The following is a 22,653-nucleotide window of genomic DNA, read 5'->3' on the forward strand; positions in this document are numbered from 1 at the left end:
TTATTTTTAATTTTTAACTTATAATTTCTATACTGGAGTTAAAAACAAGAGCTGCCAAACCATAAACTGCAGCTTTACCATCTAATTCAGTAAAATTAATTTTTACATAATCACCTGAAATTTGCAGAGAACGTTTGGATATTATTTTTTTTATCGTCGGCAAAAGTTTTTCCTGTATTTTAAGAATTTCACCACCAATAATAATTTGTTCTGGACTTAAACTATTAATAATATTAACTAATCCAATTCCAATATTAGCAGCATACTCTTTAAGTAACTGGTCTAAATTGTTTTCACCAAAGTCAAGCTGAGCTATTTCAACAAGTGAAACCTCTCGAGCTAGATATTTACTTATATTATTTTTTAGATAATTCTCAGAAGCCATTGTTTCCCAGCAACCATTATTACCACAGTGACAAACCGGGCCATCACTATCAATAATTAAATGACCAAACTCACCTGCATTACCACTGGCACCAGTATATAATTTTCCATCCAGAATTATACCACAACCGATTCCTTCATTAATTGAAACAAAAACTAAATTGTCATCATCAGGATAAATAAATTCTTTTTCTCCAATTACAGCTGCTTTAGCCTCATTTTCAATTAAAATTGGAAATGAAAAATACTCAGCCAGAACTTCACTTATTGCAAGCTTTTTCCAGCCTAAATTAGGAGCAAACTCGAGTCGTTTTTTAGCACGATTAATTAAAGCAGGTACAGCTATACCTAATCCCAAGATTTTTTCAGCTTTAATCTGTTGATCAGATAATACTGTTTCAATCTTGTCTTTAATTTCCAATAAACTTGCCTGAGCAGTTTGATTTTGATCTAAAATGAAATTTTGAGCTGAAATAACACTAAAATTAAGATCAAATAGAAACAGCTGACAATTATTAACTCCTATGTTAACAGCTAGCATATAACCTTTTTTAGGATTAACCTTGATATAAACAGGCTTACGCCCTCCGTTTGAGCTGCCTTTTTTAGTCTCTATAACATATTCTTCCTCAATCAATGTTTTTACATGATTAGTAATTGTAGCAGCACTATAATTAGTGTTTTCTGCCAGCTCTTTTCGAGTAATTGGTCCATAACGATGAATTATTTTAAATATTGAACCTTGATTTAAATTGTGAATAAATGTGGAGTTTCCTACTCGCTGCTTATTCATCTCTATCAATCCTTAATTTTTATATTACTAAATATTTTTAAGTTAATTTAAGTATTATTTTAATACTTAAATTAATCGCTTTTGTTTATATTCTTGTTTGAATTAAATATTCCTCTATTTTTTTATTATTTACTAGAATTAGCCTAAAAATTCCTGCCTCTGGGGAGTGAAAATATCTAGAATAATAGAATCTTCCAGTGCCTTTACTCCATGAACTGTATTAAATGGAGCATAAAAACTATCCCCTTCTTCTAGAATCATAGTATCTTCACCAACTCTTATTTCAAATTTACCAGCCAGAATATAGCTTAACTGTTCATGAGCTTCATGACTATGAGCTTCTCCTACTCCCCCTGCTTTAAAATGAACTTCAACTGCCATCATGCTGCCACCTCTACTCAAAACTTTTCGCTTGCTTTTTTCATCTAGTTTTTCATAATCAATCTCTGAATTTTTAAAAATTAATTTTTCCATAATTATTATCCTCCTCTAAAATAAGCTAAGTTAAATTTTTGCTGACTAGAATTTAAACTATAATAAAAAAATATATTTTCTTATTAATATTTTCTCATAAAAATTTGCAGAACGCAATTAAATCAAAGCTTTTTAGAAACAAATAAATTTAAATACAGGAAAAAACAAAATACTATTGAATATAATTAAATAAGTAGGTAAAATCAAAAAATTAAAATTAAGCTTAATTTTAATTAAAAGTCTAATTTGACTAATCGTAAAACAGCTCAATTAAGGAGAGTGTATTTAATGAAAGTATTATTTATTGGTGGAACAGGTACAATTAGTCAGGCGGTCTCTAAACTTGCAGTAAAAAAAGGAATTGATTTATTTTTATTTAATAGAGGTAACAATAAAAATTTAATTCCCGAAGGAGCTCAGCTAATTAAGGGCGATATTAGCAATAGAAAAGAGGCTGAGGAAAAACTAAAAGGTCATCACTTTGATGCTGTAGTAAACTGGATTGCTTTTAAGCCAGAACAGGTTAAAGCAGATATCGAGTTATTTAAAAATAAAACTAAACAATATATTTTTATTAGTTCAGCATCTGTTTATCAGAAACCACAAACAGATTATTTAATAACTGAATCAACTCCTCTAGCTAATCCATACTGGGAATATTCGCAAAATAAAATTGCCTGTGAAAATACTCTTTTAGCAGAATATCGTCGAAACTCTTTCCCGGTTACTATAGTTAGACCTTCCCATACTTATAGCAAAAGCTCTATTCCAGCTACTTTAAATAGTTCTAAAGCTCCCTGGTCCCTCGTAGATCGGATGCGTAAAGGTAAAAAAATACTTGTCCATGGTGATGGTACCTCGCTCTGGACCATGACAAACAATAAAGACTTTGCAAAAGGTTTTGTGGGATTATTAGCTAATCCCAAAACAATTGGTCATGCTTTTCAAATTACTTCTGATGAAACTCTGACCTGGAATCAAATATTTAAATCAATTGCTGATGCAGCTGGTGTAGAAGTAGAATTAATCCATGTTGCTTCGGAAAAAATAGCTCAATATGATAGTAAATATACTGGATCTCTATTAGGTGATAAAGCTGTCAGTGTGGTTTTTGATAACAGCAAAATCAAAAAGTTTGTTCCTAGTTTTAAGGCTACTATACCTTTTAGTGAAGGTATTAAAGAATCAATTGCCTGGTTTGAAAACCATCCAGAAGCTCAGCAAATAGATCAAGAATGGAATGACTTTATTGATAAAATAATCGCTGAAAATGAATAGCTATTTTATAATACTAGAGCTGGCAAGGAGGTAAGTTATGGTGAAAAGCAGGTTAATAGCTGAGTTAAAAACTTATTTTGCAGATGATCAAAAAAGAATAAATCATGCTTTAAAGGTCACTGAATTTGCTGAAAAATTAATTATTCGTTTTAAACAAAAATATCCATCAGCCAATATAAATGAACAAATTATTATTTATTCAGCTGTATTACATGATATAGGTATCAAAAATGCTGAATTAAAATATAATAGTTCAGCTGGTCACTATCAAGAAATTGAAGGACCACCTGTAGCTAAAAAAATAATGCAGTCTCTCGATATAGATTTTGAGATGATGGATGAGATTGCTGAAATAATAGGTCATCATCACAGTCCTGGTAAAGTTGGTAGTAATAATTTCAAAATTCTTTATGATGCCGATTGGTTAGTTAATCTACCAGATATTTATGAACTTAATGCCTGTACTTCTGCTGAAATTCAAACTAAAATTGATAAGATTTTTTTAACAGAAATAGGCAAAGAGTTGGCTGCTGAACTATATCTGCCAGCTGAAAAAAATTAATCTGTATATATATAAAGGCTAGCTTAATTATTGTCTAATCAAAACAGCAATTTAAATTAAGCCAGCCTTTTTAAGATCATAAATTAAAGTTATTTACTTTATACTATAAGTCAATTTTGATTTAACCAGACTGTCATTTCTCCTATTCCCCGATTGTTCCAGGCATAATAGGGAATAGCTTTAATTTTAATAGGCTGTTTAACTGGCTTTTGAACGCTGTACAAACCACCCTGCCAGTCTATTTGGTCTAATTTAAGAGCATTACTTTCAATAACAGCAACTCCATCTAGTAAGTCTTGATCAAATTTAGACTTTAATTCCGGGCTATCAGCTAGAGATATAGCAGCCAAATTTTTACCATTGTCAATTTCTTCTAAAGCATAAACAATTGGTCCTCTCTGCAGAGCAACTTTGTTAATATCTTCTTTTACTGCTGGATTAGCATAAATCTTTTCAACTGGCATTTTTAAAACTAACTCTATTTTTTGCTGTCCCCATTCCTTTTTTAAACTCAAATATCCCTTCTCATTTATCTGAGTATCACTAATAGTCTGATTATCTATCTTTAAATTAAATTCTTTACACCAGCCAGGTATCCTTAAATTTAATTCAAATTCAACTGCTTTTGGATTGGCAAATTCTAAGCTTATTCTTTCTGTCCAGGGATAATTAGTTTGCTGAACTAATTTAATTTTTTCACCTTTCATCTCAAACTCTGCCTGATTTGCTGTATAAAGATTTACATATAAACTAGCTGATTTTTTACTATAAATATAGCTGCCAATGGAAGCCAAAAGCCGGGCTAAGTTAGGAGGACAGCAGGCACAGCCAAACCACTTCTGTCTTGTTATTTTAACATGTTGATGATCTTTCCTTGCCTGATCAACTTCAGGCTTTACTTCTAATGGATTAACATAGAAAAAGCGCTTGCCATCAGCCGACATTCCACTTAAAGCTCCATTATATAAAGCTCTTTCTAAAACATCAATATATTCGCTTTTCTGATCAATTTTATGCATTCTATCTGCAAAAAATATCAGAGCAACCGCTGCACATGTTTCTGTATAAGCCGTATCATTTGGCAAATCATAATCGATGGTAAAGGCTTCGCCATGGACAGTCGAGCCTAATCCCCCTGTTATGTACATTTGTTTTTGAGTAGTGTTTTCCCAGAGCCTATAAGCTGTTTTGAGTAAAGACTCATCTGCTGTTTCTAAAGCTAAATCAGCTATACCACTATACATGTAAAGAGCTCTAACTGCATGACCAACAGCTTTATCCTGTTTACGTACCGGTAAATGAGCCTGATAATATTCTCGAGCTGTATTTGAATTGAAATCAGGCCAATGATTCTTTTCATTTCTAGCTTGCCATTCTTGATCAAAATAAAATGGTTCCTGACCTCGTTGATCAATAAAGTATTTTGCCAGAGTTAGATACTTATTTTTGCCAGTTAATTTAAATAGTTTTACCAGAGCTAGCTCTATTTCTTGATGGCCAGGATAACCTTTTAACTTATCTGCTTCTGGTCCAAACTTACTAGCAATTAAATCAACATTTTTTTCCATAATCTCTAATAATTTATCTTTACCAGTTGCTTGATAATAAGCAACTGCTGCTTCAATAAAGTGACCACTACAATATAACTCATGACATTCAGCGAGATTTTTCCATTTCATTTTAGGCTCTTTAACTATAAAATAAGTATTTAAATAGCCATCTTCTAGCTGAGCTTCGCCGACTAAATCAATCACCTCATCTGCTCTTTTTTCTAATTCTGGATCTGGATTGCTAGCTAACTGATAAGCAACAGCTTCCAGCCACTTAGCAACATCACTATCCTGAAAAACCATACCATGAAATTCTCCCTGACTTTTACCTGCCGCAATCTTAAAATTTTCGATCGCATGACTTGGCTCAGCATCACTAAGCTCATCATTTAGAGCCTGCCATTGATAGGGAATAACTACTTCCCTCACCAATTTATTTTTATCTGCCAGCAGGCCAGAATTCAATTTTACATTTTTTAAATTGATATCTTGTAATTTATTCTGATTTTTTTCCATTTCAATCACCCTTATTTAAATTGTATTTATATATAATAATTTTACCCCTTTAAACCTGATAAAGTAACTCCTTTAACAAAATATTCCTGAGCAAATAGAAAAGCAATTAAAATTGGTAATAAACTGATAACTGTTCCAGCCATTAAAACAGGCCAATTTGTAGAATAGAGCCCCTGCATTGAGGCAAGCCCTAATGGTAAAGTCATTTTACTGGTTGTATTAATAAAAACTAATGGGCGAATAAAATCATTCCAAATTCCCATATAAGTAAAAATAGATAAGGTGGCCAGAGCTGGTTTTGATAATGGTAAGAAAATCCTGAAAAATATTCCAAAAGGAGTACATCCGTCAATCCGGGCGGCTTCTTCAAGACTTTCTGGAATTGTTAGGAAAAACTGACGCATTAAGAAAGTTCCAAAAGCTGAAACCAGACTGGGAACTATAAGAGAAAGATGAGTATCAACCCAACCTAATTCTCTCATTAAAATAAAGGTAGGAACTAATAAAACATGGAACGGCACAATTAAAGTTGCCAGATAAAGAGCAAAAATTATATCTTTACCAGGAAATTTCATTCTTGCAAAAGCAAAACCTGCCATAGAACTAGTCAGCACCTGAGCAACAACTACTATTATTGAAATTTTTAAACTATTAAAAAAGAATTTTATAAAAGGAAATCTATCTGACACCTTTAAATAATTTTGCCAGACAATCTTATCTCCAAAGATAGTTGGTGGAAAAGAAAATACTTCATTAAGTGATTTCAAAGAAGTACTTAACATCCAGATAAAAGGTAGCACCATCGTCAAGCCACCAATTATTAAAACTATATATATTATTGTCTTCTCTAATTTATTTTCCTTCATTTTAATCCCCCATTAAAGTTTAATAGACAACCCATTTTTTAGAATTTCTTAGCTGAACTAGTGTTACAATAAATACCAGGAAAAATAAAACATAAGCAATTGGACTGGCCTGCCCCATTCTAAAATATTCAAAAGCATTTTGATAAAGATAATGGACTAAAACTGAAGTTGATCGGGCTGGTCCTCCACCAGTCATAATATAAATTTGATCAAAAACCTGAAAAGAATTTATGATTGACATTATAATAACAAAAAACATAGTTGGTGATAATAAAGGTAAAGTTATCTTACTAAACTTTGCCCAACTACCAGCTCCATCAATCTCAGCTGCTTCATAATATGTATTTGGAATTCCCTGTAAACCAGCTAAAAATAACAACATATTAAAGCCTAATCCTTTCCAGATACTAGTAATTATAACAGCTGGCATGGCCCAGGTAGTACTGGTTAACCAGCTGGGACCAGTAATATTAAATAATGATAGTATATAGTTTAATAAACCAAATTGAGGATTATAGATCCACTGCCAGACCATTGCTACAGCAACTGTAGAAGAAATTACTGGTAAGAAATATACAGCTCGAAAAATTTTAACACCTTTAATTTTTTTATTTAGAATAATTGCTAACATAAGCGAAATAATTATTCCGAGAGGTACTGTGCCAAGAGTATAATAAATTGTATTCCAGAGAACTTTCCAGAATGTAGAATCACTAATTAGATTTTGATAATTTGCCAGACCAACAAAATTTATTTCTCCTAAGAGATCCCATTTAGTAAAACTAAGTCCAAAAGAAGCTAAAACTGGTAATAAAATAAAAATTAAAAATCCTAAAAAATTTGGTAACAAAAAAATTGCTACCCAAAAATAATTATTATAAATAATTTTTTCTAGTTTCTTAGTCATTAATCCACCTCCTCTCTGCCTCCTAAAAAGGAGGCAGAGTTTTAATTATTGATTTAATAAATTATTTATTCTATCTTGCATAGATTCTGTCACTTCTTTAACAGGCTGATTAGCATACCAAATTTTTTCTAGTTCTTCTGTAGTTAAAACATCCCATGCTTCTTGAGGAGCAATTACGCTTGGTTCAAGTTTAGCATTTAAAAAATAATCAGTTAAGGCTTTAAAATTAGCTGGATGTACTTTAGGATTATACCATTTCTTTATACCTTCTGGAGTATACATTGCTTTACGATTAGGCATCCAAAGACCTACTTTAACTAAATTAGTCTGATATTTACTAGAAGAAAGAAATTTAACTAACTTCCAGGCAGCTTCTTTATGTTTTGAACCTTTCCAGATAGCATGCAAATGTGCCTGACCAGTCGTAATAGTATCCTTCAGTTTGGGAAGAGGTGCTACTCCGATTGGAAAATCCATTTTTGCCAGTTCTTGCAAAGCCCATGATCCATCAACAACCATGGCTACTTTACCAGTTTGCAGCATTTGAGCTGTATTCATACCTGAGTTTTCCAGAAAATTACCGGCTGGAGCAACTCCATCTTTTTTTCTTAAATCTACAATTTTTTGCAGAGCTTCCTGAGCTGCTGGCTCTTGTAAAGTTATTTTACTATAATCATCAGTAAATACAGATGCACCATTAGATAAAACTGTTGTCCACCAGAAATTTTGAAAACCAAAAACTCCAAATTGCTGAGTTCTCTTACCAGATTTAATTGTCAGTTTTTTAGCTACATCTACAAACTTATCCCAATTCCACATCTTAGCTGGATCAGCTGGTGGATAGCTTAAATTAGCTTTGTCAAATAAATTTTTATTATAAAATAACACTGGTGATACTGTACAACTGCTAACCCCATATATTTTATTATTAACCAGCATTTTAGTCTGTGAAGAAGGAATAAAATTATCTATACCAATTTGACTATCTACTTTGTCGGTTAGATCAACCAAAACATTACGAGCAGCAAAATCACGGTAAAAAGCTGATGCTAAAAAGAAAACATCTGGAGCTGAATTACCAGCCATCATAGTTAATAATTTTGAATGAAATTCATCAAAAGGCACCGGAGTATATTCAACTTTTATGTCTGGATTTGCTGTCATAAATTCATTTAGACCAGTTTTAATTGAATTTGTTTCCAGGGGACTGGCTTCCCACCCCATGAATTTAAGTGTTATTTGTTCTGCCATTGTCGAAGAAGTTGATAAAAATATTAGCAATATTAAAAATATTAACATTAAAACTTTTTTATGCATTTTATTCTCTCCCCTCTTAACTTTAATTAAATATATTACAAGTAAACTTATCACCCTTTCTTGAATAAATTTTATTAGATTTAAAAACAATTAAGCAGCTAATTTAGTTAAATTTAGCTGTTGAATCCCTTTTAATAAGTTTAGTTGGAACAGTAATCTTAATTGGATAATTGCGAGAATTTCCATTTATTTTATTTAATAAAAGTTGAGCAGCTTCCTGTCCCATTTCAACTTTTCGAACCTTCATTGTTGTTAAAGTAGGCCTAATTTGTCCTGCCATATCTATATCATCAAAACCAACTACTGCTATATCCTGAGGAATTTTTAAACCTGAGTCTTTAAAGGCACTAATCGCTCCTATTGCAATTAAATCAGAAACTGCAACTACTGCTGTCGGTAATTCTTTTAAATCCAAAATTTTTTGAGCAGCCTGATACCCATCTTCAAACCGCCAACCATTTTCAAAATAATTATGTGAATCAAATTGTAGGTTATGATTTTTTAAAGCTTTTTTAAAGCCATTTTTTCTCTGTTGAGAAGGTCGACTATCCTCACTTCCAGCAATAAAAGCAAAATTAGTATGTCCAAGTGTAATTAAATGTTCAGTTAAAGTTAAAGCTCCTGTATAATTATCAATATCAACTATATCAACTTTGTCATTTAATACAGAAGGACTTATTAAAACAACTGGTAAATTTAGCTCACTAATTGTTTTTAACATTTTCTCACTATGCAGTTCTCCACAAATTATACCATCAGCTTTTGCCTCTATATCAGCTGCTAATTTTTGATTGATATCTTCTTCATAAATATATTTAAATAAGCAATGATATTCTTTTGCTTCTGCAACAAGATCAATTCCAGCTACTACCTGGGGATAAAAAATATCATCAGCAACTTGTGAATTATATTTTAAGGGATCTTCAGATTGACCAGTTACTTCATTTTTACCGTGCCGACAGCGTAAAAAAAATATGTTACCTGTTTTTGACTTTGCTTTATTCTGACCTGGTTGATAAGACACAAAAGTACCTTTACCAGGATATTTTATCAAGTAATTATCTTCAGTTAATTGATTAATTGCTTTTCTAATAGTGGTTCTACTGACCGAAAATTCAGCTGTTAAATTTCTTTCTGATGGTATTTTTTCATTATATTGATAAATATTTTTTTCAATTCTGTTTTTTAATTGTTTCATAATTTCTAAATAAGAATAATTTTGCAAAACAATCACCTCTTAAACCGATATTTTTATTTAAAGATATAAATTGATTTTTATATTATATTATAATACCGGTATCTACCGGTTTAATAATATAATACTCTCTCTATTCTGATTTGTCAAACTATTTATAAAATTATTTTTAAGCTGTAAATACTTGCAAGCCAGATTTAATAACTTCTATTTTCAAGGGTAAAGTTGGTCCTTCTTCACCATCAATGTCTGCTTTATTAAAATTAAGCTCACCTAGACTTTCAATCTCAAATAATTCATCTTGCAAATAGATAAGATTATCATTATCAGCACTTTTAGCCTGCATTAGTTTAATTCCTGCTGCAGAAATACTTAAAAAATTAGATTGTTTAATTGCAACTAAGTCAAATAAACCATCATTAATTTCTGCCTTATGAGCTATGTTTTTAAATCCACCAATACCCTTACTGTTAAAGATAAAGAAAGCCAACAAATCAGCAGTGATTTCATTGTTTGATGTTTTTATTCTTATTTTAGATGTTTTTAAACCAGGCAGTTCGCTTAATCCTTTTAAATAATAGGCTGTTTTGCCTAAACTATTTTTTAGTTTATCATTTATTTTACTAGACAGTGCCGAAATACTTCCACCCAGACAGGCATTAATAAAATAACTTTCATTTACTTTACCAATATCTATAGTCTTAATTTTTTGAGTTAATAATTGAGTTATACATTTTTCAATATCAGGACTCATTCCCAGGTAAGTAGCAAAATCATTGGCTGTACCAGCTGGAATAATTCCTAGTGGAAGTTTAATTTCTTTTTTCATTAATACATTTAATATTTTATTTACTGAACCATCTCCTCCCGCTATAAAAACTGCCTGATAATTTTCTTTGCTTAAATTTGCTGCTGCCTGCTCCCAATCATCTGTCCCCATTGTCCGATATGCATCAACTAAATAATTTTCTTCTCTAAATTTTTTGCGAAATAAATCTAGATAATTAGAAAATTTTTTATTACCAGCTTCTGGATTATAAATTAATTTTACTTTATTTTCTATCATTTTTTCTCCTTTCAACTGCTGACAAATTAGCTATTTATTAAGCTACTGCAAATATAATTAAGTTTTATCATAAAAAAAGTAATCTGTAAAATAACTAGTTAATAAAATAATTTTAATAACTTATAGTAAGTAAGCAAACTAATATATAAATTAAGCTAATAAAAAAAATACTTTCAGCCAATTAATTTATTTAAATAAATTAATTGAACTGAAAGTATAATTAACAAATATTTATTTTAGAGCTAGCCTAAAAAATACATTTTTCTATTTTAAAATATAATAAACTCAGAGTTAACCCATTAAAAGTTTCGGTAACCAGAGAGTTAGACCTGGTACAAAAGTTAGCAGTAAAACCATTATTACAAGCACAATATAAAATGGCATCAGTGACTTAGCTATTTTTTCAATTGGAGCATTTCCAATAGAACATCCAACAAAAAGTGTTGAACCAACTGGAGGAGTTAAAAGACCAACTCCCAGATTTAGCATCATTACAACCCCAAAAGTTATTGGATTCATACCAACACTTGTAACAACTGGTAATAAAATAGGTGTAGCAATTAAAATTAATGGTGCCATATCCATAATTGTTCCCAAAAATAATAAAACAAGATTAACAATCAACAAAATAACTACTGGATTATCTGAAAGATGCAGTAATCCATCAGTAATCATTTTAGGAACCTGTAGATAAGACATCATCCAGGCAAAAGCACTTGAAGTAGCAATAATAGCTACCACCATTGCTAAAGTACTTAAGGAATTACGTAAAATATCAATAAACTTTTTCAATGGAATATCCCGATAAACAAAAAAAGTTATTATAAAAGCATATACAGCTGCAATAGCGGCTGATTCAGTTGCAGTAAAAATACCAGTGGTAACTCCACCAATAATTATTACAGCAGTTAAAAGCCCTAACAAACTATCTCTAGTTATTCTTAGTGCTTCTTTAAAACTTACTTTTTCTTCCCGGGGATAATTTCTTTTGGCAGCAATAAAATAGCTTAAAATCATCAGAGCAATACCTAACGTAACTCCAGGCACTATTCCAGCTAAAAATAATTTAGCTACAGAAATTCCTCCTCCAGCTGCTAAGGCATAAATAATCATATTATGACTGGGAGGAATAATAATCCCCTGCACAGAAGAAGTAATTGTAACATTAATTGAATAATCTTTGTCATAACCTTTCTGCTCCATCATTGGAATCATTATTGAACCAATAGAAGATACATCAGCTACTGAAGACCCAGAAATACCACCAAAAAACATACTGGCTAAAATATTTACCATAGCTAGGCCACCACGCATCCAGCCAATTATAACATTAGAAAATTTGATTAAACGATCAGAAATACCACCTTGACCCATGATTTCGCCTGCTATAATAAAAAATGGAATTGCCATCAAAGAAAAAGAATTTATTCCACTTACCATTTGCTGAACTACCACCATAGGAGGCAGATTTAAATAAAGTGCAGTAATCATAGTTGATAAACCAAGACTAAAAGCAATTGGAATACGTATAAATAGCATGAATAAAAAAGAACCTAATAGTAATATGACTGCTGGATTCATTACATTTCCTCCTTAACTGCTTCTGTATCTGGTTCATCAACAATAATTGATTTGTTTTCTAAAACCCCAAAAAATTGGAAAACAGAATAAATCAAAATAAGTGCTCCGGCGATTGGTAAAGTTATAAACAAAAGACCTCTAGACCATTGAGTTGCTGGTAATCTAGTTGCCTTTGTTCTCTCATATAGCTGCCAACCATATTTGAATAAATACCATCCAAAAGTACCAACTAAAACATTAGAAATCCGATAAATAAAAGTTTGATATTTATCTGGTACTAAACTCATAAAAAATTCAATACTTAAGTGAACAGATTGTTTAACTCCCAATGCCATACCTAAAAAACCAAACCAGATCATCATTAATAACGCTACTTCATCAGACCAGCGAAAAGTAAAATTAAAAAGATACCGTGTAAAAACTGTTGTACTTACTATTAAAATCATAATAACTAAAAAAAGCATTGCTAAATAACTAATAATTTCTTCTGATAAATCAAGTAATGATTTAAATTTTCCCTGGCTTTTTTTTGCTTGCATAAATTTCACCCTTTTTAAAGGGTGGAAGCATAAATTAACTTCCACCCTCATTAAAAATATTTATTCTATTAAAAATTACTCTTCCATTTCAAAATTCAAAATACTATTTAATAAGTCTTCATAACCTTCACTGTAATCAGGATAGAGATCCATTACTTTATCCTGGAATGCCTGTTTTTGCTCAGCATCTAAATAAGTAATATCTGCTCCCTCTTCAACAGCTAGTTTCTTAGCTTCTTCAGTTCTTTCATCCCAGGCCTGTCTCTGTACTTTAGTAGAGTCTACAGCAGCCTGTTTAATTATTGCTTGATCTTCAGAACTTAATCTATCCCAGGTAATCTTACTCATAATGATTAACTCAGGAATTCTGTTGTGTTCGTCAACTACAAAATGAGGCGCAACTTCGTGATGACTATTATAGTACCAGCCAGGGAAGTTATTTTCTGCTGCATCAACTACACCAGTTTGTAGTGCACTATAAACTTCACCCCAGGCAATAGGAGTAGGAGAAGCACCTAAAGCTTCAACCATATCCATCATTAACTGACTTTCCTGAACTCTAATTCTTAAACCTTTTAAATCATCAGGACTGGTAACTTTTCTATCAGCTGTATAAAAACTACGCGCACCAGAATCATACCAGGTTAAACCTACGATACCAGCATTTTTTAGCCCATCAAGTACACCTTCGCCAACATCACTAAATAAAACTTGGAACATATATTCTTCACTTGGATAAAGGTAAGGTAATGATAAAACGTTCAAAGCTGGTTCAAAGTTTGCCATTGGAGTAATAGATGTTCTTACAAAATCAACAGCTCCAAATTGAACTTGTTCAATTGTAGAACTTTCGTCACCTAAAATACCACCAGCATAAACTTCAATTTTAATTCTACCATCAGTTCTTTCTTCAACTAGTCTGGCAAATTCTTTAGCCCCTACGACTGTTGGATAACCTTCTGGTTGATTATCTGCGAAACGTAATGTCATTTCCTGAGCAGAAACACCAAAAGTAAAAACTAATAAACTAACTAAAACTAAAGCAAAAACTTTTTTCATTTTTTGTCCCCCTTAAATTTTTTCTAATCTAATTTTAACAATTATTTATTCTGAATACTATAGATAAACTTGTTATCTTATTCACTTCTTTGCTTGTTTTCAGAATATTAAAGCTAAATCGGTCATTATTTAAATTTTCCAGGAGAAAACCCCGTATATTTCTTAAAAGCTCTGCTAAAGTAATTCCGGTCAGAATAACCAACCTTAGCAGCAACTACTTTTATTTTACTTCCATTTTTTAAGAGTTTCTTTGCATTTTCCATTCTGATTTTAATTAAATAATCTTTATAATTAATTCCTTCCACTTCTTTAAATAATTTACTTAAGTAATATTTGCTAAATGAAATATATTCTGCTACCTCTTCCAGACTAATATCTTCTTGATAATTTTCTTTAATATATTCTTTAACTGTTTCAATTACTTCTACTTTTTCATCACTTTCGTTATCACGTAAATCTTCTACTAAATCTTTAAGTATATTTTCAAAATAAATTTTTAAACCTGTTGGGTTATCAATTAGATTAATTTCTGTTTCTAATTTTTTCATTTTCAAAAATGATTTTTCCTGATCATAATATTCCATTAAACGTCTATTTAGAAAAACTAAAAACCTTTTTAAGAAGTCTTTAATACCTGCAAGCTTATTATGTTTATTTAAATAATCAAATATATATTTAAATTCATCTAAAACACCAGTTATATTTTTATCTACCAGACGGGCAAATATTTTCTTTTCAGTCTGATAAGGATAAGAGTTAATACTTAATTCATCATCTTCTATTTGTGACCTTGTCTGATTATAGATTTCATTTATATTATGATAATTATCATCAATATCACTATAAATTAAATTTAAATCATCGTGATATTTTTCTTTAAATTCTATTTTCATTTCTTTGACCAGTTCTTCAAATTTAGAAGAATTAACTTTTTTTGCTAAATCACTGTCAATTAGTAAGAAAATTATGTTCTGCAGACCATTATGAGAAATAAGTCCCGGAATAAACTGTTTCAATTTTTGTTTATATTTAGCAAAAAACTGCTGATCTATTTTTTCTAGATTAGAAGAATTTAAAGTTAAAAACATATATTTATTGCTTTTAATCCCCAATAATTGCTTATGTTCAAGAAATTTATCCAGCGAAGATTCAGTATTATATACCACATTTAAAATAATCTCTTTTTCTAAAATAGGTGTTATTTTTTGCAAGCGATTGATTAATCTCTGCTGCCTTAATTTTTCTCTGCTTTTATTTTTAATTTTAGTTAAACTTTTATTAATAACTTTTTTGAAATCTTCTTCAAGATATGGTTTAACTAAATAATCACTTACCCCAATTTGAATTGATTTACGAGCATATTCAAACTCACTGTGAGCAGTTAAGATAATTATTTCTAGTTCAGGATTTTCTTTTTTTAGTTTTTCTGCAGCTTCCAACCCAGTTATTTTAGGCATTTTTATGTCCATTAAGACAAGATCAACTTCTTTTTCTAATGCTTGAAAAAAAGCTTCCTGACCGTTTGAAACTTCTGCACTTAAGATTATTTCATCAGCATAAAACTTATTTAAATAAAATTTTATCGCTTTTCTTTCTAAATGCTCATCTTCAGCTACTAATACTTTAATCATTGAATCACTCCTTAATAACAGGGATTGAAATTTTAATTTCTGTCCCCTGGTTAACCTTAGTTTTTATTTTTAAAATATCTTCACCATAATAGAGTTCTAATCTTTTTTTTACATTTAATAAACCAAGACTGTTTTTACGCTTACTATTTATTTGAGCAGGTTTAAGAGCAACTTTGCTTGCTAAAATTTCTGTTAATCTTTCTTGATTAATCCCTTTACCATTATCTTTGACTATTATTTCAACTTTTTCTGCTTTTCTTATTATATCTATTAAAACATAACCATTAAGATCTGTATCTGATAAACCATGAATTATTGAATTTTCAACTAAAGGTTGAATAATCATTGGAGGTATTTTTATTTCGGAAATATCACCAGTGGTTTTTATTTCAAAATTCATCTGTTCTTTAAATCGAGTTTCTTGAATAGTTAAATAAGCACGCAAAGCTGCTAGTTCTTCTTTTAATAAAACCATTTTTCCTTTATGGTCAAGATTATAACGCATAATTTTAGATATCGCGACAATTAACTTTTGAGTTGCAAAAGCATCTTCAAACATAGCTGTTCGAGAAACTGTATTTAAAGTATTAAATAAAAAATGGGGATCCATCTGCATTTGTAGATTCAATAATTGAGACTCTTTTAAAAGTCTTTCTTTTTCTATGTTCTCCATTTTCTCCTGATTAAGTTTATTCTCCAATTCAGATTTTTCTTTAAGTTCTTGAATATAATTTCTAATATTTTTTTTCATTAAATTAAAAGTCTGTCCCAATATATTTAATTCTCGATAATTTATTTCTTTAATATCACTAATTTCCCAATGGCCCAGGGAAAGATATTTTGCTGAAGTTGATAACTTGTCAATAGCTTTTAAGACATTATTAGACATTAAAACTGCAAATGCAAAAACAGCTATACTAATTAAAATTACAATTGCATATATCGTTTTAGACCTATTTTGAGTATCTACTAATAAATTAACATAATTCTTACTATGATAAGCTAAATAAGAATTAATTAAATTTTGAGTATGACTGTTCATATAGGAATATAAAATATCAAGTTTGGTTAGCTTATTGTAAGTTGATTGATTAAATATCTGATTTGATAAAAGCTCATTAACCAACCTATCATGATAAAGCAACATATTATTTAAATTACGATAAAAGGTTCTACTTTTTGAATCTCGGTTAATTTCTGGTTTAATTTCTGCCATTAAATTATCTATTTTTTTTCTTGAATTTTGATAAATTAACTTATTTTCTGAGTTTCTTTCCTGGAATAAAAGATCAAAATGACGAGAATTTTCTGTAATCTCTAAAGAAAGACGATTTAGTTTAAAATTGATGTCAACATTATTTTGATAAATTTTTATTTCTTGATCTCGTCTGATAAAGGAAAAGAAAAACACTATATTAAGAATAATAATTATTATAATAAAAATACTAATTATCCGACTGCGAATTGATCTTTTAGGCCTAAGTAAATGAGATATTTTACTTAATATTCCGCTCACCTCCTAATTAAAATACCGATTTTAATAATTAAAAATTATAGTAAATCAAACAGAAAAAGCCCAACTTTAAAAGCTGAGCTTACAATATCTATAACTTTAAATTATTAAAATTATATTATACAAATTAATAATAATTATATTATACCAACCTGTTATATAATTATCAAGATATTTTGTTATAGTTTCAATCCTTGTTGTAGTGGATTTAGTCATTAGACCTTATGATTATTGGGAGGGCGAAAATGAGAAATGTGTTTCAATCCTTGTTGTAGTGGATTTAGTCATTAGACACGATCAGAAAGATGATGAAGAAGAGGAAGAAAACAGGTTTCAATCCTTGTTGTAGTGGATTTAGTCATTAGACCTATATATAGATGGTGGTAAACCTGCTATGTCTACATGTTTCAATCCTTGTTGTAGTGGATTTAGTCATTAGACATTAACATCTCCTTTTAATTTCTATTTCCAATTTTTGTTTCAATCCTTGTTGTAGTGGATTTAGTCATTAGACAATTGGAATTAAGGTCAGTTTCACTTATGACAATAAGTTTCAATCCTTGTTGTAGTGGATTTAGTCATTAGACAAAATTTCAAATGATTTACTTAAAATAGTCTATTGCTGTTTCAATCCTTGTTGTAGTGGATTTAGTCATTAGACTTAATCCGCCGCCACCGCTGCCGTTTAAATTTAAGTGTTTCAATCCTTGTTGTAGTGGATTTAGTCATTAGACGTTGACGCCGAAAGCTTTAAGAAATATTTGAAGAAAAAGTTTCAATCCTTGTTGTAGTGGATTTAGTCATTAGACTATATCGTTTTGCCAGACATCGCCAGACCATGGAGGTTTCAATCCTTGTTGTAGTGGATTTAGTCATTAGACTAATTTAACCAAGCTTCAGAAGATGTTTCCCTGATATGTTTCAATCCTTGTTGTAGTGGATTTAGTCATTAGACTCTGCTCGGTATCCATATCGCTCTCTTTCGGAAACTGTTTCAATCCTTGTTGTAGTGGATTTAGTCATTAGACCATATATTCAGCTATATTGAAATTAGAGTCAGTATGTTTCAATCCTTGTTGTAGTGGATTTAGTCATTAGACGAATACTCTTACTGAGCTTATTGTTGAAGCCATGGTGTTTCAATCCTTGTTGTAGTGGATTTAGTCATTAGACAAAGAAATACAAATCGATGAGCCGGATAAATATATTATGTTTCAATCCTTGTTGTAGTGGATTTAGTCATTAGACCAACGCCTGCACTTACTTTTTATGCTCAGGCTTTCAAGTTTCAATCCTTGTTGTAGTGGATTTAGTCATTAGACAAAGAGAAGGAGAAAACCGATGACCGGGCCAGAAATGTTTCAATCCTTGTTGTAGTGGATTTAGTCATTAGACAATATTCTTTCCAGATAAGCTGGTTTTGAAGGTTGATGTTTCAATCCTTGTTGTAGTGGATTTAGTCATTAGACCCGTTTTTGATCAACCTTATCGCTATAACAGTCATCACAACTATTCGGCTAGAAATTTATTCGGCTAAAATTTAGGATTTTTGACTGCAAAAATAGTTATTTTTAGCTAAATGCCGCGACTTTGACCATCCTGACCAAATATGATATAACTGCATTTATCAAGGTTCGCAAAAATTAAAGCAAATAAATTTGCCTCAGAATTTAACTAATTAATTAAATATAAATTATATATTATAATACTATTTTACATTATATTTTAATAATTGCAAGTTTAAATTAAACTTATAGTTAACTGCTTAAATAATAATCAAAAAATATAGCTACAAAAACGAAAAAAGCCCGACCGAATAAACGGCGGGCTTTAAGCATCTTCATTGAAATATCAAGCATTATAGATGGTGGGGTCAGGCGGATTTGAACCGCCGGCCTACAGATTAGGAATCTGTTGCTCTATCCAGCTGAGCTATGACCCCTTTTACGGACACTTTAACATTATAAACTAATTTAGATTAAATTTCAAATTTTTCTACTGTATTAGAGAGCTTTTCTGCCATTACTGCCAGGTCAGTAGAAGCAGTTACTATTTCTCTGGTAGAAGAGCTCTGTTCTGCAGAAGCTGCAGCTACAGACTCTGCATTTCTGGAAGCCTCCTGGCTTACAGCGGCGATTTCTGAAATTGAGGCTTTAACAAAATCACTATTTTTATCCATCCGTTTTGATTCCTCTGCTATTTCCTCAATATAAGTAACTAAATTATCCATTGCCTGATTAATTTCAATGAAAGATGCTTCGGTTGATTTAATTACATCTACACTATTATCAACTGAAGTACTTGTTTCATCAACCTGAGAAACTGTGGTTTGAACACCTGCCTGAATTTGATTAATTAATGAAGCAATCTGTTCAGTTGCAGTTGAAGACTCTTCAGCTAACTGTCTAATTTCATCTGCTACTACACTAAATCCTCGACCAGCTTCGCCAGCCCGAGCAGCTTCTATTGCTGCATTTAAAGCTAACAAATTGGTTTGTGAAGATATTCCGTTAATCAGTTCTACTATATCACCAATTTTTTCTGAAAGATTTCCCAATTCATGAATTTGTTCAGTTACTGTGACAGTTTGATTCTTAACTCGCCTGACCTGATCAATTGAATTATTAATAGATTTATTTCCAGTATCAAGATCACTTATAACTTGATCAGCCTGTTCATTCATCTGAACTGACTTGTCTTCAATATTTTTGACTTCATTAATTAAACTATCAATACTTGTTTTAGTTTCATCAACTTGAGCTGACTGTTCTTCTGCTCCCGAAGCAACTTCCTGAACAGCCTTACCAACTTCTTCTGCTGAAGCAGATATTTCTTCACTTGATGCTGATAATTCTTCACTAGCTGCTGATACTTCAGAGGCAATATCAGCAATTTTACTAATTAAATCTAAAATATTTGTCCTCATTCTATCCATATCAGAAGTCAACTGTCCAATTTCATCTTTCTTTTCTAAATATTTGCTGTCTATTTGAGCATTTATTTTACCTTCAGCAATTTTATTAACAAATTGTGAAGCTGCTTTAATTCCTTTATTTACACTAAATACAATAATAAAGGAAATTAAAATAGCAATTAAAACAAATATAATAACTGTTAAAACTAACTGACGATTTGCATTATCTATACCAGCAAAAGATTCATCATGTAATTCAGTTGTTGATGACATATATAACTCCTGGATATTATTTAAATTTCCTCTAACGGCTTCAAATCTATTTTTTTCTTCTTCAAAAAGACTATATGCCTGATCATAATTGCCAGCTTGAATATTACTCCAGATAGAATTAGTTATTGTCTCAAATGATTGAAATAAAGCAGGAAATTGACTGCGCCACTCAGCTTCATTAGCAGATAATACTTCTGTAGCGGTATACTTATTAAATCTATCCCATGTTTGCTGCATATTTTCATCAAAATTATTTTTTAATTCTTCGAGTCGATTACTATTATTTTCATCCATTGCAGTCATTAAAGCTACTTTAGCCTGCTGCAGATCTCGATCAGCATTTAAAAGATAATTAAGGTTTGGTCCCAAAAAGCCTAAATAAATATCCTTAATTTAAAAATATTTAGAGTTTTGCACCTTAAAATTTAAATTACTCAGTAAAAATAAAATTATATAGTGTGAAAAAGATCTTCCTGAACTATGGGGTGGCTGGTTTTAATCCTTTCAGCAGCTTTTTGAAGTTTGCTGCTGCAACTTTAAAGCCGAACCATATTTTTTGACACACTTCACCCCTGATAGGCATATCATCGACATTGTATTTGCGTCTGAAGACAGAAGGTAGTCCTTCTACACCAGCTCTCTGATTGCATTCTTTAATATATTCTTTTTCACCCATTGTTTTTCTGAGTTTCCCTGTTTCATATTGTTTTTCAGTAAAATTGATTGAGTTATGTTTTTTCTTGGCTTTAATTCTGCATTCTGATTTCAGACTGCAGTCAGTACATTTTTCCTTATCAAAGATAGCATAAAATGAGTTTTTGTCACTGTTTTTTTCCTGATAGTCAGGTTTAATATCATTGGCACAGTTTAGAATATTTTCATAGTCAGAATCAAGATCAAAGTTTTCATAAACAGTCATTTTGTTAGCAGCAGGTTTTTTACCCATTAATTCACCAGGCATGTATTTGATACCAGCTTCAATAGCTTTTTTGGCCAGATCATAGCTGTAGTAAGCACCATCCATAAAAAGTTTAAATGGATTTTCTGGATTATCTTTAACTGCAGGATCATTAATTAATTTATCTAAAGTATCAGCACTAAAACTCTGGTCAGCATAGATATTTAGTTTAAAATCATAGCTTTTAATTACAGAATTATCACCATCAAAAAATTCAACTACATTAGCTGTGTACCCAATATTAGCTTCATATTTCTGTCTGAAGGTCGCATCAGGATCACTGGGATTTTGCAGAATATCAGATCCTAATTCTGTACCATCTTTAGCTTCAATATTATCAGGATCAAGGTCATCAAAATCATCGTCATCATGATCTGTCTGTTCTCCAAGCATTCTTTTTAGAAGCATAAACTCTTCGGTATTAGTAACTTCTTTACCAGCATTAACTGCTGTATCATAAAGAGTTTTAGCATCTTCTAAAAGCTTTTGGAGCTTAGATTTAGTTTCGTCATTTTTGGTACGGTAGATGACATCGTTTCTGTGGGACTCTTCAAGATAGACTTCCAGTCCTTCAGGGATAAGGTCTTTAGATGATTTAGAAAGCATTTTGATGAATTTAGTATTAACAGCATAGACCAGTTCTATTCTTGATAATTCTCTGGCAGAGGAAGAAACCATAAAAGAGTCAATTCTTGCTCTGTTACCTTCGATTTCAAGATGCTCTCTAATTAAATCAGCCAAAGATTCTACTTCCTGCTGGATTAGATCTATACCTGTTTCTTTGTAATAGTCTGTTACCCGCTCTCTAAAATTACTGAAAGTATTTTTAGAGATGGGAGGCCTTTTTTCGCTGGTCAATCTTAAAGCATACTGATATTCCATGCTCAGATGAACATTTGCAATTAATCTTTCGTCAGTTAGATTAAAGAGTTCTTTAATCACAAGTGAGCTGATAATTATGTTAACAGGAGTATTAGGTCTAGAACCTTTATCACTGTAGAGTACTGCAAAGCGTTCTTCTTCAATTGCAGGAAAGATAACTTCCTGGAAAGTATGAGCCCAGGAATTCAAAAGATATTCCTGCAGATATTTGGGTAAATCTTTAAATGAATCGTAAAGACTTAACTGCTGGTGACTGTTGGGAACAAACATTTTATCATCCTTTCTTTGATTTCTTAACTTAATTATATCAAAGAAAGCCTGCCATCTAAAGGATTATGGCGGATTAATTAAATTGATTTCAAGATGATAAAAGAATATTTAATTGTTATTATTTG

The 22,653-nt window shown here is 30.9% G+C and carries 17 protein-coding genes, 1 tRNA gene and 1 CRISPR repeat array; of the genes, 2 read left to right on the forward strand and 16 right to left on the reverse strand.

Annotated elements, in window-relative coordinates; all coding sequences use genetic code 11:
- Positions 1 to 13: 13 nt before the first annotated feature.
- Together BMZ74_RS08240 and BMZ74_RS08245 are read right to left on the reverse strand one after the other, a co-directional pair.
- Positions 14 to 1,177, reverse strand: a complete 1,164-nt coding sequence (locus BMZ74_RS08240; RefSeq protein WP_089861769.1) for an ROK family transcriptional regulator — start codon at positions 1,175 to 1,177, stop codon at positions 14 to 16.
- A gap of 138 nt (positions 1,178 to 1,315) precedes the next feature.
- Positions 1,316 to 1,651 carry a cupin domain-containing protein gene (locus BMZ74_RS08245; RefSeq protein ID WP_089861770.1) on the reverse strand — a complete coding sequence of 112 codons (336 nt, stop codon included), beginning with the start codon at positions 1,649 to 1,651 and terminating at the stop codon, positions 1,316 to 1,318.
- A 288-nt stretch (positions 1,652 to 1,939) separates the two neighbouring features.
- Here BMZ74_RS08245 and BMZ74_RS08250 point away from each other — a divergent pair, with 288 nt between their 5' ends.
- Together BMZ74_RS08250 and BMZ74_RS08255 are read left to right on the forward strand one after the other, a co-directional pair.
- Positions 1,940 to 2,929, forward strand: a complete 990-nt coding sequence (locus BMZ74_RS08250) for an SDR family oxidoreductase (RefSeq protein WP_089861771.1) — start codon at positions 1,940 to 1,942, stop codon at positions 2,927 to 2,929.
- 37 nt (positions 2,930 to 2,966) lie between these two features.
- Positions 2,967 to 3,491 carry an HD domain-containing protein gene (locus BMZ74_RS08255; RefSeq protein WP_089861772.1) on the forward strand — a complete coding sequence of 175 codons (525 nt, stop codon included), beginning with the start codon at positions 2,967 to 2,969 and terminating at the stop codon, positions 3,489 to 3,491.
- Positions 3,492 to 3,601: 110 nt separating this feature from the next.
- On the opposite strand, the gene BMZ74_RS08260 is transcribed toward BMZ74_RS08255, so the two are convergent.
- The 14 genes from BMZ74_RS08260 to BMZ74_RS08325 all read right to left on the reverse strand — a co-directional run bounded on the left by BMZ74_RS08260 (position 3,602) and on the right by BMZ74_RS08325 (position 22,528).
- A complete protein-coding gene (locus BMZ74_RS08260; RefSeq protein WP_089861773.1) occupies positions 3,602 to 5,557 on the reverse strand; it encodes a glycoside hydrolase family 127 protein in 1,956 nt (651 codons plus the stop codon).
- Between the two features lie 41 nt (positions 5,558 to 5,598).
- Positions 5,599 to 6,423 carry a carbohydrate ABC transporter permease gene (locus tag BMZ74_RS08265; RefSeq protein WP_218142064.1) on the reverse strand — a complete coding sequence of 275 codons (825 nt, stop codon included), beginning with the start codon at positions 6,421 to 6,423 and terminating at the stop codon, positions 5,599 to 5,601.
- Positions 6,424 to 6,442: 19 nt separating this feature from the next.
- Positions 6,443 to 7,330 carry a carbohydrate ABC transporter permease gene (locus BMZ74_RS08270; RefSeq protein WP_089861774.1) on the reverse strand — a complete coding sequence of 296 codons (888 nt, stop codon included), beginning with the start codon at positions 7,328 to 7,330 and terminating at the stop codon, positions 6,443 to 6,445.
- A 45-nt stretch (positions 7,331 to 7,375) separates the two neighbouring features.
- Positions 7,376 to 8,647, reverse strand: a complete 1,272-nt coding sequence (locus BMZ74_RS08275) for an ABC transporter substrate-binding protein (RefSeq protein WP_089861775.1) — start codon at positions 8,645 to 8,647, stop codon at positions 7,376 to 7,378.
- Positions 8,648 to 8,750: 103 nt separating this feature from the next.
- Positions 8,751 to 9,872: a GntR family transcriptional regulator gene (locus BMZ74_RS08280; RefSeq protein ID WP_089861776.1), complete on the reverse strand. Its 1,122-nt coding sequence runs from the start codon at positions 9,870 to 9,872 to the stop codon at positions 8,751 to 8,753.
- A 139-nt stretch (positions 9,873 to 10,011) separates the two neighbouring features.
- On the reverse strand, positions 10,012 to 10,908 hold the full coding sequence (locus BMZ74_RS08285; RefSeq protein WP_089861777.1) for a diacylglycerol/lipid kinase family protein: 897 nt from the start codon (positions 10,906 to 10,908) through the stop codon (positions 10,012 to 10,014).
- A gap of 291 nt (positions 10,909 to 11,199) precedes the next feature.
- Positions 11,200 to 12,489, reverse strand: coding sequence for a TRAP transporter large permease (locus tag BMZ74_RS08290; RefSeq protein ID WP_089861778.1), 1,290 nt, complete (start codon positions 12,487 to 12,489; stop codon positions 11,200 to 11,202).
- A complete protein-coding gene (locus tag BMZ74_RS08295; protein WP_177181398.1) occupies positions 12,489 to 13,028 on the reverse strand; it encodes a TRAP transporter small permease in 540 nt (179 codons plus the stop codon). The genes BMZ74_RS08290 and BMZ74_RS08295 overlap by 1 nt, the downstream gene beginning before the upstream one ends.
- A gap of 75 nt (positions 13,029 to 13,103) precedes the next feature.
- Positions 13,104 to 14,087: a TRAP transporter substrate-binding protein gene (locus BMZ74_RS08300; RefSeq protein ID WP_089861780.1), complete on the reverse strand. Its 984-nt coding sequence runs from the start codon at positions 14,085 to 14,087 to the stop codon at positions 13,104 to 13,106.
- A 125-nt stretch (positions 14,088 to 14,212) separates the two neighbouring features.
- Positions 14,213 to 15,718 carry a response regulator transcription factor gene (locus tag BMZ74_RS08305; RefSeq protein WP_089861781.1) on the reverse strand — a complete coding sequence of 502 codons (1,506 nt, stop codon included), beginning with the start codon at positions 15,716 to 15,718 and terminating at the stop codon, positions 14,213 to 14,215.
- 4 nt (positions 15,719 to 15,722) lie between these two features.
- Positions 15,723 to 17,234, reverse strand: coding sequence for a sensor histidine kinase (locus BMZ74_RS08310; protein ID WP_089861782.1), 1,512 nt, complete (start codon positions 17,232 to 17,234; stop codon positions 15,723 to 15,725).
- A 181-nt stretch (positions 17,235 to 17,415) separates the two neighbouring features.
- A CRISPR array of direct repeats spans positions 17,416 to 18,700; the repeat unit is 37 nt; unit sequence GTTTCAATCCTTGTTGTAGTGGATTTAGTCATTAGAC.
- A 396-nt stretch (positions 18,701 to 19,096) separates the two neighbouring features.
- Positions 19,097 to 19,173, reverse strand: a tRNA-Arg gene (locus BMZ74_RS08315).
- Positions 19,174 to 19,209: 36 nt separating this feature from the next.
- Positions 19,210 to 20,787, reverse strand: coding sequence for a HAMP domain-containing methyl-accepting chemotaxis protein (locus BMZ74_RS08320; RefSeq protein WP_089861783.1), 1,578 nt, complete (start codon positions 20,785 to 20,787; stop codon positions 19,210 to 19,212).
- A gap of 109 nt (positions 20,788 to 20,896) precedes the next feature.
- The gene (locus BMZ74_RS08325) at positions 20,897 to 22,528 is read right to left on the reverse strand and encodes a transposase (protein WP_089861784.1); all 1,632 of its coding nucleotides are present in this window, start codon (positions 22,526 to 22,528) and stop codon (positions 20,897 to 20,899) included.
- Positions 22,529 to 22,653 lie beyond the last annotated feature (125 nt).

Source organism: Halanaerobium salsuginis, assembly GCF_900114545.1.
GTDB lineage: Bacteria > Bacillota > Halanaerobiia > Halanaerobiales > Halanaerobiaceae > Halanaerobium > Halanaerobium salsuginis.

Excerpts from the sequence above, each read along its gene's own strand:
- BMZ74_RS08240 (WP_089861769.1), bottom strand. The coding sequence starts at position 1,177 with ATGAATAAGCAGCGAGTAGGAAACTCCACATTTATTCACAATTTAAAT.
- BMZ74_RS08245 (WP_089861770.1), bottom strand. The coding sequence starts at position 1,651 with ATGGAAAAATTAATTTTTAAAAATTCAGAGATTGATTATGAAAAACTA.
- BMZ74_RS08250 (WP_089861771.1), top strand. The coding sequence starts at position 1,940 with ATGAAAGTATTATTTATTGGTGGAACAGGTACAATTAGTCAGGCGGTC.
- BMZ74_RS08255 (WP_089861772.1), top strand. The coding sequence starts at position 2,967 with ATGGTGAAAAGCAGGTTAATAGCTGAGTTAAAAACTTATTTTGCAGAT.
- BMZ74_RS08260 (WP_089861773.1), bottom strand. The coding sequence starts at position 5,557 with ATGGAAAAAAATCAGAATAAATTACAAGATATCAATTTAAAAAATGTA.
- BMZ74_RS08265 (WP_218142064.1), bottom strand. The coding sequence starts at position 6,423 with ATGAAGGAAAATAAATTAGAGAAGACAATAATATATATAGTTTTAATA.
- BMZ74_RS08270 (WP_089861774.1), bottom strand. The coding sequence starts at position 7,330 with ATGACTAAGAAACTAGAAAAAATTATTTATAATAATTATTTTTGGGTA.
- BMZ74_RS08275 (WP_089861775.1), bottom strand. The coding sequence starts at position 8,647 with ATGCATAAAAAAGTTTTAATGTTAATATTTTTAATATTGCTAATATTT.
- BMZ74_RS08285 (WP_089861777.1), bottom strand. The coding sequence starts at position 10,908 with ATGATAGAAAATAAAGTAAAATTAATTTATAATCCAGAAGCTGGTAAT.
- BMZ74_RS08290 (WP_089861778.1), bottom strand. The coding sequence starts at position 12,489 with ATGAATCCAGCAGTCATATTACTATTAGGTTCTTTTTTATTCATGCTA.
- BMZ74_RS08295 (WP_177181398.1), bottom strand. The coding sequence starts at position 13,028 with ATGCAAGCAAAAAAAAGCCAGGGAAAATTTAAATCATTACTTGATTTA.
- BMZ74_RS08300 (WP_089861780.1), bottom strand. The coding sequence starts at position 14,087 with ATGAAAAAAGTTTTTGCTTTAGTTTTAGTTAGTTTATTAGTTTTTACT.
- BMZ74_RS08305 (WP_089861781.1), bottom strand. The coding sequence starts at position 15,718 with ATGATTAAAGTATTAGTAGCTGAAGATGAGCATTTAGAAAGAAAAGCG.
- BMZ74_RS08325 (WP_089861784.1), bottom strand. The coding sequence starts at position 22,528 with ATGTTTGTTCCCAACAGTCACCAGCAGTTAAGTCTTTACGATTCATTT.